Source organism: Bradyrhizobium sp. WSM1253 (assembly GCF_000244935.1).
Lineage (GTDB): Bacteria > Pseudomonadota > Alphaproteobacteria > Rhizobiales > Xanthobacteraceae > Bradyrhizobium > Bradyrhizobium canariense.
On sequence record NZ_JH600073.1, the window covers coordinates 5,020,162 to 5,036,421 of the forward strand.

General features: G+C 64.6%; 14 protein-coding genes. 6 read left to right on the plus strand and 8 right to left on the minus strand.

All coding sequences use genetic code 11. The features are described 5' to 3' along the window. Positions 1–9 precede the first annotated feature (9 nt). Positions 10–2,091, minus strand: a complete 2,082-nt coding sequence (locus BRA1253DRAFT_RS25210) for an AsmA family protein (RefSeq protein ID WP_007599025.1) — start codon at positions 2,089–2,091, stop codon at positions 10–12. A gap of 235 nt (positions 2,092–2,326) precedes the next feature. On the opposite strand from BRA1253DRAFT_RS25210, the gene BRA1253DRAFT_RS25215 reads away from it, so the two are divergent. Continuing rightward, positions 2,327–3,001, plus strand: a complete 675-nt coding sequence (locus tag BRA1253DRAFT_RS25215) for a Crp/Fnr family transcriptional regulator (protein WP_007599026.1) — start codon at positions 2,327–2,329, stop codon at positions 2,999–3,001. Positions 3,002–3,006: 5 nt separating this feature from the next. Here BRA1253DRAFT_RS25215 and BRA1253DRAFT_RS25220 read toward each other — a convergent pair whose 3' ends face one another. The 6 genes from BRA1253DRAFT_RS25220 to BRA1253DRAFT_RS25245 all read right to left on the minus strand — a co-directional run bounded on the left by BRA1253DRAFT_RS25220 (position 3,007) and on the right by BRA1253DRAFT_RS25245 (position 10,194). Beyond that, the gene (locus BRA1253DRAFT_RS25220; protein WP_198288261.1) at positions 3,007–3,351 is read right to left on the minus strand and encodes a type II toxin-antitoxin system RelE/ParE family toxin; all 345 of its coding nucleotides are present in this window, start codon (positions 3,349–3,351) and stop codon (positions 3,007–3,009) included. Next, positions 3,288–3,596 (minus strand): hypothetical protein, encoded by a 309-nt coding sequence (locus BRA1253DRAFT_RS25225; RefSeq protein WP_245285962.1) that lies wholly within the window; start codon positions 3,594–3,596, stop codon positions 3,288–3,290. The genes BRA1253DRAFT_RS25220 and BRA1253DRAFT_RS25225 overlap by 64 nt, the downstream gene beginning before the upstream one ends. A 35-nt stretch (positions 3,597–3,631) precedes the next feature. Beyond that, positions 3,632–6,781 (minus strand): efflux RND transporter permease subunit, encoded by a 3,150-nt coding sequence (locus tag BRA1253DRAFT_RS25230; RefSeq protein ID WP_007599034.1) that lies wholly within the window; start codon positions 6,779–6,781, stop codon positions 3,632–3,634. Continuing rightward, positions 6,781–7,710 carry an efflux RND transporter periplasmic adaptor subunit gene (locus BRA1253DRAFT_RS25235; protein ID WP_007599035.1) on the minus strand — a complete coding sequence of 310 codons (930 nt, stop codon included), beginning with the start codon at positions 7,708–7,710 and terminating at the stop codon, positions 6,781–6,783. Before BRA1253DRAFT_RS25235 ends, BRA1253DRAFT_RS25230 begins: the two co-directional genes overlap by 1 nt. Before the next feature lie 158 nt (positions 7,711–7,868). Further along, positions 7,869–8,540 (minus strand): OmpA family protein, encoded by a 672-nt coding sequence (locus BRA1253DRAFT_RS25240; protein ID WP_007599036.1) that lies wholly within the window; start codon positions 8,538–8,540, stop codon positions 7,869–7,871. 145 nt (positions 8,541–8,685) lie between these two features. Then, positions 8,686–10,194, minus strand: a complete 1,509-nt coding sequence (locus BRA1253DRAFT_RS25245; protein WP_007599037.1) for a caspase family protein — start codon at positions 10,192–10,194, stop codon at positions 8,686–8,688. A 373-nt stretch (positions 10,195–10,567) separates the two neighbouring features. Here BRA1253DRAFT_RS25245 and BRA1253DRAFT_RS25250 point away from each other — a divergent pair, with 373 nt between their 5' ends. Then, entirely contained in the window at positions 10,568–11,374 is an 807-nt protein-coding gene (locus BRA1253DRAFT_RS25250) for an N-acyl homoserine lactonase family protein (RefSeq protein ID WP_035995385.1), read from the plus strand. Here the strand turns inward: BRA1253DRAFT_RS25250 and BRA1253DRAFT_RS25255 are convergent, their stop codons facing one another. Beyond that, positions 11,375–11,917, minus strand: a complete 543-nt coding sequence (locus tag BRA1253DRAFT_RS25255; protein ID WP_007599039.1) for a MarR family winged helix-turn-helix transcriptional regulator — start codon at positions 11,915–11,917, stop codon at positions 11,375–11,377. Positions 11,918–12,027: 110 nt separating this feature from the next. Here BRA1253DRAFT_RS25255 and BRA1253DRAFT_RS25260 point away from each other — a divergent pair, with 110 nt between their 5' ends. From BRA1253DRAFT_RS25260 to hmgA, 4 genes are read left to right on the plus strand one after another with little or no spacing between them, the layout of a single operon-like run. Beyond that, positions 12,028–13,656 carry an FAD-dependent oxidoreductase gene (locus BRA1253DRAFT_RS25260; protein ID WP_007599040.1) on the plus strand — a complete coding sequence of 543 codons (1,629 nt, stop codon included), beginning with the start codon at positions 12,028–12,030 and terminating at the stop codon, positions 13,654–13,656. 8 nt (positions 13,657–13,664) lie between these two features. Further along, on the plus strand, positions 13,665–13,901 hold the full coding sequence (locus BRA1253DRAFT_RS25265; RefSeq protein ID WP_007599042.1) for a DUF2783 domain-containing protein: 237 nt from the start codon (positions 13,665–13,667) through the stop codon (positions 13,899–13,901). Between the two features lie 25 nt (positions 13,902–13,926). Then, positions 13,927–14,889, plus strand: coding sequence for an MBL fold metallo-hydrolase (locus tag BRA1253DRAFT_RS25270; RefSeq protein WP_007599044.1), 963 nt, complete (start codon positions 13,927–13,929; stop codon positions 14,887–14,889). Then, on the plus strand, positions 14,886–16,232 hold the full coding sequence (hmgA, locus tag BRA1253DRAFT_RS25275) for a homogentisate 1,2-dioxygenase (protein WP_007599045.1): 1,347 nt from the start codon (positions 14,886–14,888) through the stop codon (positions 16,230–16,232). Before BRA1253DRAFT_RS25270 ends, hmgA begins: the two co-directional genes overlap by 4 nt. The last annotated feature ends 28 nt before the right edge of the window (positions 16,233–16,260 follow it).

Sequence of the window (16,260 nt, forward strand, 5' to 3'; positions counted from 1 at the left end):
GTCCTGCAATCATCGATTAAAGAGCTGTCGCAGCACGTCGTTCATCGGCTGGCTGTCCTGCTGCGCCGCCGGCGGGTCCTCCAGGGCGGGGGACGCCGGCGAGGCTTGCGGCGTCAATGGGGATGGCGCCGCAGGCAGGCTGCGGCTGCGGCCGGTGCCAGTGCCGGTGCCAGTCCCAGTCGCCGTGCCGTTTCCCGCGCCACCGGAAAGTCCCTGCTGGATCAGATTGCCGAGCGCCTCGCCCAGGGGGCCACCGAGCAAATTGTTCTGTCCGGCGGGCTGCTGGGTTTGCGGATTGGCATTGCCGGCCGCATTGCCGCCACCCGGCGCGGTGGTCCCTCCGAGACCAAGGCTGCCCAAGATGTTGCCGAGCCCGGCGCCATCAGCGCCGAACAGCCCCTTGCCCATCTCGCGCAGCTTGGCATAGGCGGCATCCGGATTGTCCAGCATGCCGGCCATGTCAGGATAGATCCGTGGCTGCGACCAGGTGCCCTGGATCATCACGGGAATGCCGAAGCCGACCGGCTCGGCGGCGCGACCCTGGCCTTCGGTCGTCATCACCAGCTTCGGCTCGACGCGGAAGCCCATCATCTTGGTGTCGAGTGCGATCGTGCCGGCGCCGGTCACGCGGACCAGCGGTCCGGTCAGGTTGAGATCGGTGGTCACCGCCTGGCCCTTGTCGATCCGGAACGACGCCGAGAGCTGCGACAAATCCGTGCTCTGCTCCCGACTGCTGTCTCCGTTTTCCTGCCAGCCGGACAGCGTGCCCGATGTCAGCGAGCGGATCATCTGTGCGACGTTGATGCCGCGAATGGCGCCGTCCTGGAAATTGACGAAGGCCGTGCCTTGCATGTTCGCCATCAGCGCGCGCTGGCTGGTGCCGGCGCTGCGCAGCGCGAGCTTGGCCTGCAGCTTGCCGTCGATCCGGTCGAATTCGGCGAGGCCCTGCAGCAGCGGCAGCGCGCGCACGCCGGCGAGGTCGGAATGCATGGCAAAGCTCGGCGCGCCGCTGGTGGCATCCAGGATCAATTCGCCCGTGACCTGGCCGCCATAGGCGCCGAGATTGGCGGTGCCGGCCTTCAGCACGCCGCCGGCGAGTTTTGCATCGACCGCCAGCGGCGCGAGGCGTGCCTCGCCGATCACCGCCTCATGCGCGGAGATCCTGATTTGCGCATCGACATAGTTGAGCGCGGACACATCGATCGGCGCATCGCTCCAGGGCTGGCCGGACGCGCCTTCCGGCGATTTCGCCAGCGGGATCGCGAGCCGCTGGAAGTCGAGATCGAGCTTGACCAGAGGCTTGCTCGCGATATCGACCGAGGCCCAGCCGTTGAACGCGCCGTCGCCGAGCGTGCCGCTCACGCCGTTGATCATCACGACGTCGCCGCTCAGCCGCATCTCGGCATGACCTGCGAGCCGGGACTTCAGCACGTCCGGCATGTCGATGGCGAAATCCACCGGAATGGTCGGCCGGTCGGCCGGCGGCGCCGGCGTGGTTGCCTTGATGTCGAACTTGGTCGGATGCTCGCCGACCCGTGCGGTGCCGGTGATGTTGACCTTGCGGTCGCGACCGACGATGGCATCGGCATTGACGGCGCTGATGCGGCTCTCGACACGATCGCGCATGCGCGCGAATGCGATCTCGCCATCGGTGACCTTGACGCGGTCGATGGCGGCGCCGTCGGTATCGAGCGCGACCGGCTTCGACGTGCCGCCGGCATTCGGCAGGCGTTCACGCAGCAGCGGCTGGTAGAGCACGGGATGGGTGACGACGAGTTCGCTGATCTTCGGGCGGCCCGACCAGACGCTCGAGAGCGACATGTCGGCCTGCACGCTGTCGATGGTCAGGCGCGTGATGCCGCTGCGGTCCTTGGGGTCGGCAAGCGTGAGGTCGTTCAGCGTTACGTTCAGCGTCGGCCACAGGCTGATTCTGGTCGTGCCGTCGATCGACAGGCGATAGCCGGTCGCGCTCTCAACACGCGAGGCAATCGTCGACGTCAGGAAGCCCGAGGGGATCCCGACCACCAGCAGGAGTGCGATCACGATGACGACGGCGGCCACCGCCGCGCCGGCGAATTTCACTGCTCTCATGTCGACTTTCCAGCGGCGGACGATCGGCGTCGAATCCGGCAGATGACCGTCATTTGCGCGCGTCCTTTGCGCCTGAGTTTATCCCGGGACGGGAAGCGGCTCCAAGCACGGAAAAATAGTCTGGGGGTGCTGCAAAGTTATGTGACTTATGGCACACTTCCCCGGCGCGGTTTTACGCGATCCTGATGTTGATGGTTCCAAGCGATTTGCCAACGAAATTCACAAGGACATTGAAATGAGCAAGCAGGCCGAATTTGCGGTCATCCTCAAGATGAATGCGATGTTCGCCGATCTCGGCGCAGACGAGCTCCAGCGGCTGGCGAATCTCTGCCACACCCAGCATCTGGGGAACGGCGAGGTGCTGTTCCAGAAGGGCGACGCGGGCGATGCGCTGTTCGGCGTGCGCCGAGGCCAGGTCCGTATCGAGACCGGCGCCTCCGACGGCAGCCGCCTGACGCTGAACTTCATGGGGCCGGGCGACCTGTTCGGAGAGGTTGCGGTGCTGGACGGCCAGAGCCGCACTGCGGACGCCACCGCGGGCGAAGCCAGCGAGTTGTTCGTGCTGCGGCGCGAAGACTTTCTGGCTTTCCTCGAACGCGAGCCGAAAGTCGGGATCAAGATCATCGCGCTGCTGTGCCAGCGCATCCGCTGGCAGAGCGAGCGCATGGAAGAGTCCATGCTCCAGCCGCTGCCGGTTCGCCTCGCGCGGCGCCTCTGCGCGCTCGCCGCCGATTTCGGCTCGGAGGTGCACATCTCGCAGGAGCAACTCGGCGTCTTCGTCGGCGCCGCCCGCGAGAGCGTCAACCGCCAGCTTCAGGCCTGGCGCAAGGAAGCGATCCTCGATCTCCAGCGCGGCCGCATCCTGCTGCGGAACATGACCAAGCTGACGGCGATCGCGCGGAACGAGTAGGGGCGTCAGGTCCGTGCCTCACGGCCATGCCAGATTCTCGTAATGAGAATATCGCCTGTCTCGGGAGCGATGACATATCGCACGATGTAACCTGACGAGCCGAAGCGGATGATGATTTGGCGGATGACGGCATCCTCAGTCGGTTTGCCCAGCGCCGGCAATTCCGGCAGCCGATCGATTGCCTTCCAGATCGAGGCCAAGGCGCGTTTCGCGGCGCCAAGATTAACAGTATCGAGGAGTGTTCGCAGCCGCTCGATGTCTTCGACCGCGGCTGGCGAAAGGTGGATCATTTCACCTTGCGCGGCTGGGGACGGGGCAGCTCGTCTGCCGAGTCCCAGCTTGCCACCCACGCTTTAACGTCGTCGAGTGGGACAGCCAGGCCGGTGCGCTTGAAGTCGTCGTAACGACTGCGGTCCTCTGCGAGATCTGGACTGGAAACGTCGATCACTGAATCGAGCAATGCGACGGCCTCCGCGAGAACCGTTGCGATGTCCTTTCCCCGCTCGGACGCGATCTCCCGGAGACGGGCATCAGTGTCGGCGTCGATCTCAAGCGTTCGGCTTATGAGGTTCATTCCCGAAAGATAGCACTTCACTTACCGATGTCGAGCCCGAGATCTGAAGGCAATAGCTACTCCGCCGCAGGATGCACGATGTTTTTCGGCCGCTGCATCGCTTCCGCCGGCGCAGCTCCGTGGTGACTTGCGCCCTCCGCATCTTCGCTGTGCACGACCAGCCGCTTGCCGAAGCGCCAGATCAGGGCGCCGAGATCGTCCATCACCATGAACATCGCGGGCACGAACACCAGTGACAGGATGGTCGAGAAGATCAGGCCGCCGATCACCGCGAGCGCCATCGGCGAGCGGAATTCGCCGCCCGCGCCGACCGCGAGCGCGCTTGGCATCATGCCCGCGGCCATTGCGATCGTGGTCATCACGATCGGGCGTGCGCGTTTCATGCCTGCGTCGATCATGGCTTCTTCGCGCGGTGTGCCGGCGTGAATGGACTCGATGGCGAATTCCACCAGCATGATCGCATTCTTGGTGACGATGCCCATCAGCATTAGGATGCCGATCCACACCGGTGTCGTGAGCTGCTTGCCGGTGATCAGCAGGGCCGCGATCGCGCCGCCGATCGAGAGCGGCAGCGAGAACAGAATGGTGATCGGCTGCAGGAAGGTGCCGAACAGCAGCACCAGCACGGCGTAGACCATCATCAGGCCCGCCGTGATCGCGGTGGCAAAGCCTTCGGATAGTTCGTTCAGGCTTTCGGCGTCGCCGGAGGGGGAGACCTTCACGCCCTTCGGCCGGCTCTTCATGACCGGCAGGTCGTAGATCTTCTTGGTGGCGTCGCCGAGCGCGGCGGAGCCGACGAGATCGGCCGCGACGGTCGCCTGTCGCTCGCGATCGTAACGGTTGATGCTGGTCGGACCCTGGTCGAGCTTGACGTCGGCGATGACGGAGAGCGGCACGCCGCCCTTCTCGCCGTGTTCGCCGAGTGGCACGCGCAACTGTTCGAGCGTCTTCAGATTGCCGCGCGCGGCATCCTCGAGCTGCACGCGGATCGGCACCAGACGGTCGCCGACGTCGAACTTGGCGAGCGCGGGGCCGACGTCGCCGATGGTGGCGACGCGGATGGTCTGCGACAGGCTTTCGGTCGAGACGCCGAGCCGTGCGGCGAGATCGGCGCGCGGTTCGACGCGCAGCTCGGGCCGCTCCAGCGTGGTTTCCGAGATCACGTTGGAGATGGTGGGAATCCGCTTCATCTGCGTCGCGAGTTCGCTGGCGACGTTGTTGACGATGTTGGCGTCCGCGCCGGTCACGACCAGCGAGATGGCGCGCAGGCCGTTCTCGTCGAGGAACCAGAAGCGGATGTCCGGAATGTTCTCCAGTTCCTGGCTGATCGAGAATTCGAGCTCGCGCTGCGTGATATCGCGGCTGTCCTTGGGCGTGTAGTTGATGATCAAGGCGGCGCGCCGGACTTCCTGGGTCCCTGGTGGAACGCGGCCGCCATCGACGAAGATGCTCTTCACCTCGGGCCGCTTGCGCAGGCGCGCCACGATGTCTTCGGTGACCTTTTCGGTGTAGGCGAGCTGCGTGCCCGGCGGCAGCTCGAGGGCAACCAGCGAGCGCGAGCTGTCCTGCGCCGGCAGGAAACCCTGCGGCAGCAGCGTGATGCTCCAGATCGAGGCGGCGAAGACGCCGAAGCCGGCCAGCACCGTGATGAAATAGTGCTTCACCGACCAGCCCACGATCCTGTGATAGGACCGCAGCACGCGGCCGGGCGGCGGCTCTTGGTGATTGCCATGTTTGAGGAAGTAGGCGGCGAGCACCGGCGTGACAAAGCGCGCCGCGAGCAGCGAGAAGAACACCTGTACCGAGACGGTGATGCCGAACTGCTTGAAGAACTGTCCGGCGATGCCCGACATGAAGCTCGCGGGTGCGAAGATCGCAATGATCGTCAGCGAGATCGCGATCACCGCGAGGCCGATCTCGTCGGCGGCTTCCAGGGCGGCACGATAGGGCGACTTGCCCATGTTCATGTGCCTGACGATGTTCTCGATCTCGACAATGGCGTCGTCGACCAGAATACCCGTCGACAGCGTGATGGCGAGAAAGCTGACGAGGTTGAGCGAGAAGCCGAGCAGGTCCATCGCCCAGAATGCCGGGAAGATCGACAACGGCAGCGAGATCGCGGCGATGATGGTGGCGCGCAGGTCGCGCAGGAACAACAGCACGATGACGACGGCGAGGATGGCGCCCTCGAACAGGGTCGAGATCGCCGCGTGGTAATTGCCGTTGGTATATTCGACCGAGGTGTCGATCACCTTCAGGTCGACGTCGGGATAGGTGGCCTTGAGCGTGTCGATGCGCTTCTGCACGGCCTCGGCGACCTTCACGTCGCTGGCACCCTTGGAGCGTTTGATGCCGAGCGCGACGATGGGCTCGCCGTTGAAGCGGGCGAAGGTACGGCGGTCGGCGATGGTGTCGGTGACGGTGCCGAGATCGTCGAGCCGGACCTCGCCGCCGCCGAACAGCGGAATCATGGTGCCGGCGAGGTCGCTCAGCGTCTTGGCGCCGGCGAGGGTGCGGATCGCCTGGTCGTTCTTGCCGATCTCGGCGCGACCGCCGGCGACGTCGACATTGGTACCGCGCAGGCTCTGGCTGACATTGACGGCCGTCAACCCCATCGACTGCAGGCGGTCGGGATCGAGCGAGACCAGGATCTCGCGCTCGACACCGCCGATGCGCTCGACCTGGGCGACGCCGCGCACGCCCTGCAGCGCGCGCTTGACCACGTCGTCGACGAAATAGGAGAGCTGCTCCGGCGTCTTGCCGGGCGAGATCGCGGCGTAGGTGACGATCGGCAGGCCGATGACGTCGACGCGCTGGATCAGCGGCTCGGTGACGTTCTGCGGCAGGTTGGAGCGCACGCGCGTCACCGCGTCCTTGACGTCGTTGAGCGCGCGGTCGGTGTTGGTTTCCAGCGCGAACTGGATCGTCGTCACCGACAGGCCGTCGGTGATCTGCGAGGTGATGTGCCTGACGCCTTCGACACCGGAGACGGCGTCTTCAACCGTCTTGGTGACCTGGGATTCGAGCTCGGCGGGTGCCGCGCCGAACTGCGATACCGCGACCGAGATCACGGGAATGTCGGCCGAGGGTAGCCGCGTCACCGCGAGCTTGGTGAAGGACACCCAGCCGAGGATCAGGAGGATGATGGAAAAAACCACCGACGGCAGCGGATTGCGAATCGACCATGCCGAGATATTGAGAGCCATCAGCGTACCCGCGTGCGATCGAGTTCATCGGCGAACATGGTCTTGATCTGGTCGCCGTCATGCAGCGAAGAGCCGGCGTCGGCGACGACGATCTCGCCGACGTTGAGGCCTTCCAGGATTTCCGTCGCGCTGTCCGATGACAGCCCGACCCGTACCTTGCGCGTCTCGACAATGTTGCTCTTGACGACCTGCACGGTGAGATGGTCGATCGCGGTCTTGGGAACCGCGACGCCGCAGCTTCGCTTGGCGTCGATCGAGGCGCGGGCGAACACGCCGACTTTCAGCGAGGGATTGTTGGTGACGCTGATGCGCACGCGGCCGAGCTGGGTGGCGCGATCGATTTCGGGCGCGACCAGCCTGACCCGCCCGATCAAATCGGGCGCGTCGTCGCGGCTGATGCGCACGGTCGCGCCGGAGCTGAGCTTGGCCATGTGCACCGCCGGGACCTGCGCGTCCAGCTCGATCTCGTTGTTGACGGCGATACGGAACATCGGGCCGGCCTGTGGCGAGGCCGGTGCGCCGACGATGGTGCGGACCTCGGTGACGAGGCCCGGCGCAGGGGCTTTCAGCGAGACCGGTCCTTGCGGGCCGGGCCGCTGCGGCTGGCCCGGGATCTGGGGCGGTGCGGTCAGGCGCGCCAGCTCCTGATTGTCGGTGACGAGGGTGCCCTCGGTGACGAAGAGGTCGGTGACCCTGGATCCCTCCTGGTCGGCGACGACCACGGCTTCGCGGCGCGGCACGAAGAAGCCGGTCACCCGGACCAGGTCGGAGAAGCAGGCATTGGTCGACTTGGTCACGATGACCAGCGCCTCGCTCGGCGTTTCCTTGGGCTCGGCGCGGTGCCGATGCTCGAACAGATAATAGCCGACGCCGAGCACGACGACGAAGACCACCGTTCCGGCCGGCTTGAGATATTCGGAGAGGTTCATTGCCGGATCGTCCTGGCCTGGCTCGCGGCCGTCCGCGCGCGGCCCATGGTGAGCGTTTCCCTGAAATAAAGCAGCGTCCCGCAAGCCTGCGGGACGCGTGCTGGAAGCGAGACTTTACACCACATCACGACTTGTCACTTCAAAGGATTACGTCGTGCTCACTTCGATGCGGTGGTCTTGTTTTCCATGTTGACGACCTGCACGCGACGGTTGACCTCCGCCATCGGCTGGGCCGGGTCCTTCAGCTTGCTCTTGCCATAGCCGACCGTGACGAGGTCGGTCGCGGAGATGCTGTATTTGTCGACCAAATAGCGCTTGATCGAATCCGCGCGGCGCTCCGACAGATCCTGATTATAGCTCTCGCCGCCGGCGGCGTCAGTATGTCCGGCGACCACGAAGGTCGAGCCCTTCAGGTCGGGGCTGGTCAGCGCGCGGCCGAGCGCCTGGACCGAGGCAAGCGATTTGGCGCTGATATTGGCCGAGTTGTAGTCGAACGTGATTTCGAGATCGATGTTCGGCTTGTCCTTGGCCGCCGACGCGATTTCTTCACGCTCGGTCGATGAAAGCGACCTTGTCGAGCGGCCGCGCACGGACTGGATCAGCTTGGTCTCCGTCGCACTCGGTGCGGGATCGGCCTGCGGAGCGATCGAGAGGCCGCGGGTCAGCGGCTTCTTCGGCGGCGGCGCCAGCGCGCGGACGATCTCGTCCTCGGTGACGTTCTTGCTGTTGCCGTCGTCGCCCGCGAATGCCGGCGGGATCGTCAGCGACAGCGCGGCGCCAACGGTGATGATGGACAGGATTGCGGTAAGTCCCTTTGCAGCCAATCTCATAGCCAGTCCCTCCTGCGCAGCCAGCTCGCGTCGTTCCAAAATCCCTGCAATAAGCCCCCGAAGGGACGGCCTGCGGCATCCGTTCGATTAGTCTTCGCGGGGCCGCCGCGGGTTCGAGGCACACCGGCCTCGATTCAAAAAAATATCAACGCACTCCGTAGCTTGCGAATTCCTGAACAATGTTCGGGTCCATCGCCTTGGCATTGGCGATGTCGAGTGCACCTTCCTGGGCCGAGCCGTTGCGCTGCTTGGCGATCCCGCGTCCGAACAGCGAGGAGGTCAGGCGCGGATTGATCCTCAGGGCTGCCTCGAAATCGGCGATGGCGTTCTTGACCGCCCCCGATTTCAGATTGACCAGCCCCCGGCTGTCCAGCGCGTCGACGAAGTTCGGTCGCAGCCGCAGGGCCTCGTTGCAATCCTTCAGCGCGCCCTGGAGGTCGCCGACCACGGTGCGGGTCCAGCAGCGGTTGTTCAGAGCCTCTACATCCTTCGGGTTGATCCGGAGCGTCTCGTCAAAATCCTTGATGGCCAAGCTGTAGGCGCCCTTGCTGGCATAGACCTGGCCGCGCCGGTAAAGCGCGTTCACGTCGTCCGGATTGGCCGCGATCTTGGCGGTCAGCCCCTTGATGGTGGGGTCGTCGGCCAGGACGGCCGCACTCGGCCCGCTCTCCATGCTCGGAGCGGTGACGGGGTCGGCCGGAATCACGGGCGGAGGCGGCGGCGGTGCAGGAGGCAAGGCAGCCTCGACCTGCGGCTTCGGTGACGGAGCCGGTGCTGCGACTGTGTCGGCCGGTTTCGGCGGCACAGGCGATGGTGCGGGCGGAGCCGGCGGCGGGTTATTGGCGACGGCCGGCGGCGCGGGAGGCGGGGGTGGCGGGGTCATTGTCGGGCGCGACCCGCCGGCCCCTGGAATGAACGAGAAATCCTCGGCCAGTGATGAGGATATCCACGGCACCTGCTCGCCCCGCGAGGCACGGGTGACGCCCATCTTGGTGCGGTTCAGCGTCTCCTCGGCCATCAGGTCGGGGACGCGGATTTCCTTGAGGAGTTCCTGGACGAACAGGCTGTGCTCGCCGCCGGCGTCCGAGACTACTGACGCCAGCGCCGCCGAATACATCACCAGCGTGCCGTTCGGCGCGATGACGGGGGTGAGGCCGGCCGAGAAGCTGCGGAACCGGCGCTCGAACGGGTTGCGCCTGGAGGCGTCGACCAGCGCGATCTTGACGCCGGCGCCGCGGGTGTTGAGCTCGCCGAGCACGGTTTCGAGGCTGATGCCGTCGCGGCGCACATCGGATTCGGTCCAGATCTGCGCATCGATCGGCAGCAAGTAGCTCTGCCGCGCGGACTGGATGCCGAAGCCGCTGAAGAACACCAGTGCCACCGACCCCGGCTTGATCTTGCCGTAGAGCTTGTCGAAGGCGCGGCGCATGCCGTCGCCGGTCAGGTTCTCACCGATCTCGACGGAAAAGCCGTCGCGCTTGAGCTCGTCTGCGACGTCGCGCGCGTCGTTGAGCGGTTCCTTCAGGGGAGCGTCCGCGTCCGGATATTTGGCATTGCCGATGACCAGCGCAAAGCGATCGCCGGCCGCAAGTGACGGAGCGGTCGGGACGAGCGACACGAGCAAGGACAGAACGAAAAGCAGGCGAATTTTCATAATTAGCGCGATCCAGCCAAAAAGGCGCCGTTTCCAGCTTGCGCCGCGGCGACCTTAACTTACGCAATGTGCATTATCAAACCGGCGAAGGGGGGCGTCAACCGCTTGCGGATTCGGCGCTATCGCGACAATTGACCGCGACGCATGGGCATGTTGCGGGGGGAATAAACGGGCGGTCACGATTGCACGCGATGCATTCTGGTTGTCATTGCGGCTGCACGTTAGGGCAGCCGTGGCTACAACAATGTGATTGGTCTCACATTGCGGACGGGCCTGCTTCGCAACCTCCGGTGTTTGACCTTTGCGGTGGACGATGGCTTGGTGCGGTCGATCGCCCCTGAAGGTGCATCCACAAAAGAGCAAGATCAAAATCATGGGAAACGCCTACGAAATCTACGCACTGCGCTATGCGACGATGTCGCCGCGCACGCCCAATATGAACTTCCTCGCGCCCGACCCGCACGACAGCGCGGCGCAGGACCTCGACTATTTCGTCTGGCTGATCCGCGGCAACGGCCGCGACATTCTGGTCGATACCGGCTTCAATGCCGAGGAAGCGTCCGCGCGGGCGCGCAAGCTGACGCTCAATCCGGTCGACGCGCTGGAGCGCTTTGGTGTCGCGGCGTCGAGCATTCGCGATATCATCGTGACGCATCTGCATTACGACCACGCCGGCAATCTGGACCGTTTCCCGCACGCGCGCTTCCATATCCAGGAGCGCGAGATGGCCTACGCGACGGGGCGCTGCATGTGCAACGGACTGCTGCGACATCCGTTCTCGGTCGAGCACGTCACCCAGATGGTCCGCCATGTCTATGGCGAGCGCGTCAATTTCTATTCCGGCGACGGCGAGGTCGCGCCCGGCGTCACCGTGCACCGCGTCGGCGGCCATTCGGACGGCCTGCAGGTGGTGAAGGTTGAGACCGCCCGCGGACCGGTGGTGCTGGCGTCGGATGCCGCGCATTATTACGCCAATCTCCAGCGCCGAAGCCCATTCCCGATCGTCTACAATGTCGGCGACATGGCGGTTGGCTGGGAGACGATCGAGCGTCTCGCCGGCCATCCTGACCGGTTCATTCCCGGGCATGATCCGATCGTGACGGAGATCTATCCGCGCGCCAGCGACAAGGTCGATGTTTGGGCGCTGCATTTGCCGCCGTCGCGATCGTTTGCGAAGTGATCAATACGCCTGCTTGGCGTCGGCCTCTTCGCTGGTCTGGATCAGGTCGAGGCTCTGTTCGATCTTGCCGAGCAGCGTCGATAGCTGTTTGCGCTCCTGCGCCGAGAGGCAGGCGAGAATCTCGTCTTCCCGCCGCAGCAATTGCGGAAACAGTTCCTCGTAGAGCGTGCGGCCTTTCCTTGTCAGTCGCAGGCGGAATTCGCGGCGGTCGGCTTCGTTCTCGACGCGCTCGATCAAACCCTGGTGCAGCAACATGGTCACCGCGCGGCTGATGGTGGATTTGTGCGTGCGGGTGCATTGCGCGACGTACTGCGCGCTGCAGGCATCGTTGCGGAAGCCGAGCGTCGCGATCACGCGCCAGGCCGGGATGTCGAGGCCGTGACGTTCCTGATATTCGACCGCGAGCGCGGAACTCACCTCCGCGGCGAGCCGGTTGAGGCGGAACGGCACGAACCTGAATAGGTCGAGCCGTGTTTTTGGCCGCGCTGAGGCCTCATCGGCCTCGCGTGTCTTCAGCGCGATGTCGCTGGATGTCCTCGCCAAGGGAGAGCGCTCCGAATTCCAGTTGACGGCCGGCCGGCTCCGGTCCAAAATAGTTGCACGTGAGACTATTAGCAGATCAGGCCTCTCCTGACCAGAGCCGAGGTTAGCGCATGGCGAAGGCCAATACGCATCAGGCCAAAACCCAGTTCGGCTATCGCCGCCACCCCGATCAGGATCGTCCCGGCCAGAGCGCGGCCGAGCATCCCGTGGTGGTCGTCGGCGCGGGCCCGGTCGGGCTGTCGCTTGCGATCGACCTTGCCCAGCGCGGCCAGCACGTCGTCCTTCTGGATGATGCCGACCGTATCGGAGAGGGCTCCCGTGCGATCTGCTTCTCGAAACGGTCGCTGGAATATTGGGACCGGCTCGGCGTCGGCGACCGCATGGTCGACAAGGGCGTGGTCTGGAGCGTCGGCCGCATCTTCCACGGCGAGCAGCAGCTCTACCAGTTCAATCTGCTGCCGGAGGACGGTCACAAGCGGCCGGCCTTCATCAATCTCCAGCAGTACTACGCCGAAGCCTATCTGGTCGACCGCATCGGCGATCTACCCGAGATCAACCTGCGCTGGCGCAACAAGGTGACGGCGCTGGAGCGCCGCAACGATTCCGTTGCGCTGACAATCGAGACGCCGGAGGGCGCCTATCGCCTGCACGCGCAATATGTCGTCGCCTGCGACGGCGCGCGCTCTTCGCTGCGGCAGATGGTCGGCGCCGACTTCGCGGGACAGGTGTTCGAGGACCAGTTCCTGATCGCCGACGTCAAGATGACCGCGGAATTCCCGACGGAGCGCTGGTTCTGGTTCGATCCGCCGTTTCATGCGGGACGTTCGGCGCTGTTGCACCGACAGCCTGATGATGTCTGGCGCATCGACCTTCAGCTCAATCGCTATGCCGACCCCATCGTCGAGAAGAAGCCCGAGAACGTGCGGCCGCGGATTGCGCGCATGCTCGGCCACGACAAGTTCGAGTTCGAGTGGATATCGCTCTACAAATTCCAGTGCCGACGGATGGACCGCTTCGTCCATGGCCGCGTGATCTTTGCAGGCGATTCCGCGCATCAGGTGTCGCCTTTCGGCGCGCGCGGCGCCAACTCGGGACTTGAGGACGCCGAGAATCTCTCCTGGAAGCTCGACCGCGTGCTGCGCGGCGCTTCACCCGCGAGCCTGCTCGAGAGCTATCATGTCGAGCGCAGCCTGGCTGCCGACGAGAACATTCGCGAATCCACCCGCTCGACCGACTTCATGGCACCGAACTCGCATCAGGAAGCGCGGCTGCGTAAGGCGGTGCTGTCGCTGGCCAAGGAAACGGAGTTCGGCCAGCGCATGGTCAATGGCGGGCGGCTCTCGGTGCCGTGCAGCTATGACTCGCCGCTGTCATCGCCGGATGCGGATGCGTGGCGCGGTGGTCCGCTCCCGGGTTGTTCGATGCTCGATGCTCCCGTTGCGACGCCCACGGGCGAGCAAGCCTATTTGACGGACGCGTTCCGCAAGGGTGGAACGGACTTCACCTTGCTGTCATTCAGCAATGGCGCGGCGATTGAGGCGCCGGTTGGTGTGAAGGATATCCGCATCGGCGGGAAGGACGGGCTCGCAGATCCGGCAGCGCTCACCGCAAAGCGCTATGATGCGGAACCAGGCTCAGCCTACTTACTCAGGCCGGACGGCTACGTTGCGGCGCGCTTCCGGCGTCCAACGCGCGAAGCGATTGCGACCGCGCTGTCGCGGTCTCAAGGCTTGAATTGAGGATTCGCATGCCGCTCTCGACCAGTTCCAACTTCGCGCGGCCCGACGACGCCTTTCGCGCCATCGTGGAGGCGCATCGTGGCTTCACCGACGAGCAAAGCGCCGATTTCGACGCGGCGCTGGTGCTGATCCTCGCCAATCACATCGGCGATATCGACGTGCTGCGGGAGGCGATCCTCCTCGCCAGGCGGCGCATGATCGACGGCCAGCAGCAGCAACAGCAACAACAACAGCAACAACAATAACCCCGAAGACTTGAAGGATGAATTGATGGCGAAGAACTTCGCATCCACCGGCGACCTCTCCGAAAAGAAGATTACCTTCTCGGAGATCGGCACCGATCTCTACGCCTTCACCGCGGAGGGCGATCCGAACACCGCGATCATCGTCGGCGACGACGGCTGCCTGGTGTTCGACGCGCAATCGACGCCGGCGATGGCGAACAAGGTGATCGAGCGCGTCCGTACCGTCACCGATAAGCCGATCAAATATGTCGTGCTGTCGCATTATCACGCCGTGCGCGTGCTCGGTGCCTCCGCCTACAAGGCGCAGGGCATCGTCGCCTCGCAGGAGACCTATCGCCTGATCGAGGAGCGCGGCCAGCAGGATTGGGATTCCGAGTATGGCCGCTTCCCGCGCCTGTTTCAGGACGCATCGAGCATTCCCGGCCTGACCTGGCCGACGCTGACCTTCGAAGGCGAGATGTCGATCTATCTCGGCAAGCGCGAGGTGCGCCTGATGCAGCTCGGCGCCGGCCACACCTCCGGCGACATCGTCGCCTGGGTGCCCGATGCCGAGGTGATGTTCTCCGGCGACCTGATCGAATACCATTCGGCCTGCTATTGCGGCGACGCGCATTTGCGCGAATGGCCGCTGACGCTGAACGAAATCCGCAACTTCAATCCCAAGGCGATCGCGCCGGGCCGCGGCGATGCGCTCAAAGGTGTTGCCACGGTGCGTGAAGCCATCGCGATGACGCGTGACTTCGTCACCTCGCTCTATGGCGCCGCCGAAATCTCGGTCGCCAAGGGCCGCACGCTGAAGGAATCGATGGCCGCGACGCGCGAGGTCATGGATCCGAAATTTTCGAGCTTCGCGATCTACGAGCACTGTCTGCCGTTCAACGTGTCGCGCGCCTTCGACGAGGCGTCGGGAATCGACGACCCCGTGATCTGGACCGACAAGCGCGACCAGGAGATGTGGGCCGCCCTGCAAGGAGGAGGATCATCATGAACATCAATACCTCGCCCGATCAGATCATTCGCAGCACGGCCCAGGTCACGCCGGGCTACATGTCCGGCTTTGGCAACAGTTTTGAGACCGAGGCGCTGCCGGGCGCGCTGCCGATCGGGCGCAACTCGCCGCAGCGCTGTGCCTACGGCCTCTATGCCGAGCAGCTCTCCGGCTCTCCCTTCACGGCGCCGCGCGGCAGCAACGAGCGCTCATGGCTTTATCGTATTCGCCCGTCGGTGAAACATTCGGGTCGCTTCGAGAAGGCCGACGGCGGCCTGTGGCGCTCGGCACCGTGCCATGAAAACGATCTGCCGATCGCGCAGTTGCGCTGGGATCCGGCGCCGATCCCGAAGGAGGACATGACTTTCCTTCAGGGCGTGCAGACCATGACCACCGCCGGTGACGTCAATACCCAGGCCGGCATGGCCGCCCATGTTTATCTGATCACCAAGTCGATGGTGGACCAGCACTTCTACAATGCCGACGGCGAGCTGATGTTCGTGCTGCAGCAGGGCAATCTTCGCATCGTCACCGAGTTCGGTCGGATCGATGCCGAGCCCGGCGAGATCGTGGTGATCCCGCGCGGCGTCAAGTTCCGGGTGGAGATTCCGAGCGGACCGGCGCGGGGCTATCTCTGCGAAAACTACGGCGGCGCCTTCACCCTGCCGGAGCGCGGGCCGATCGGCGCCAACTGCCTCGCCAATGCCCGCGACTTCCTGACGCCGGTCGCGCACTACGAGGACAAGGACACACCGACCGAGCTATTCGTGAAATGGGGCGGCGCACTGTTCAAGACGACGTTGCCGCACTCGCCGATCGACGTCGTCGCCTGGCACGGCAATTATGCGCCGTATAAATATGATCTGCGCAGCTTCTCGCCGGTCGGCGCGATCGGCTTCGATCATCCCGATCCCTCGATCTTCACCGTGCTGACCTCGCCGTCGGAGACCCCAGGCACGGCGAATATCGACTTCGTGATCTTCCCCGAGCGCTGGATGGTCGCCGACAACACCTTCCGCCCGCCGTGGTATCACATGAACATCATGAGCGAGTTCATGGGCCTGATCTACGGCGTCTACGACGCCAAGCCGCAAGGTTTCGTGCCGGGCGGCATGAGCCTGCACAATTGCATGCTGCCGCACGGCCCCGATCGCGACGCTTTCGAGCACGCCAGTAATGGCGAGCTGAAGCCGGTCAAGCTAACTGGCACCATGGCCTTCATGTTCGAGACCCGCTACGCGCAGCGCGTCACCGCGCACGCCGCGAATTCCGCGACGTTGCAGGACGACTACGCGGATTGCTGGAAGGGCCTGGAAAAGCGGTTCGATCCGAGCAAGCCGTAGCGATCTTCCCCTCTCCCCTTGTGGGAGA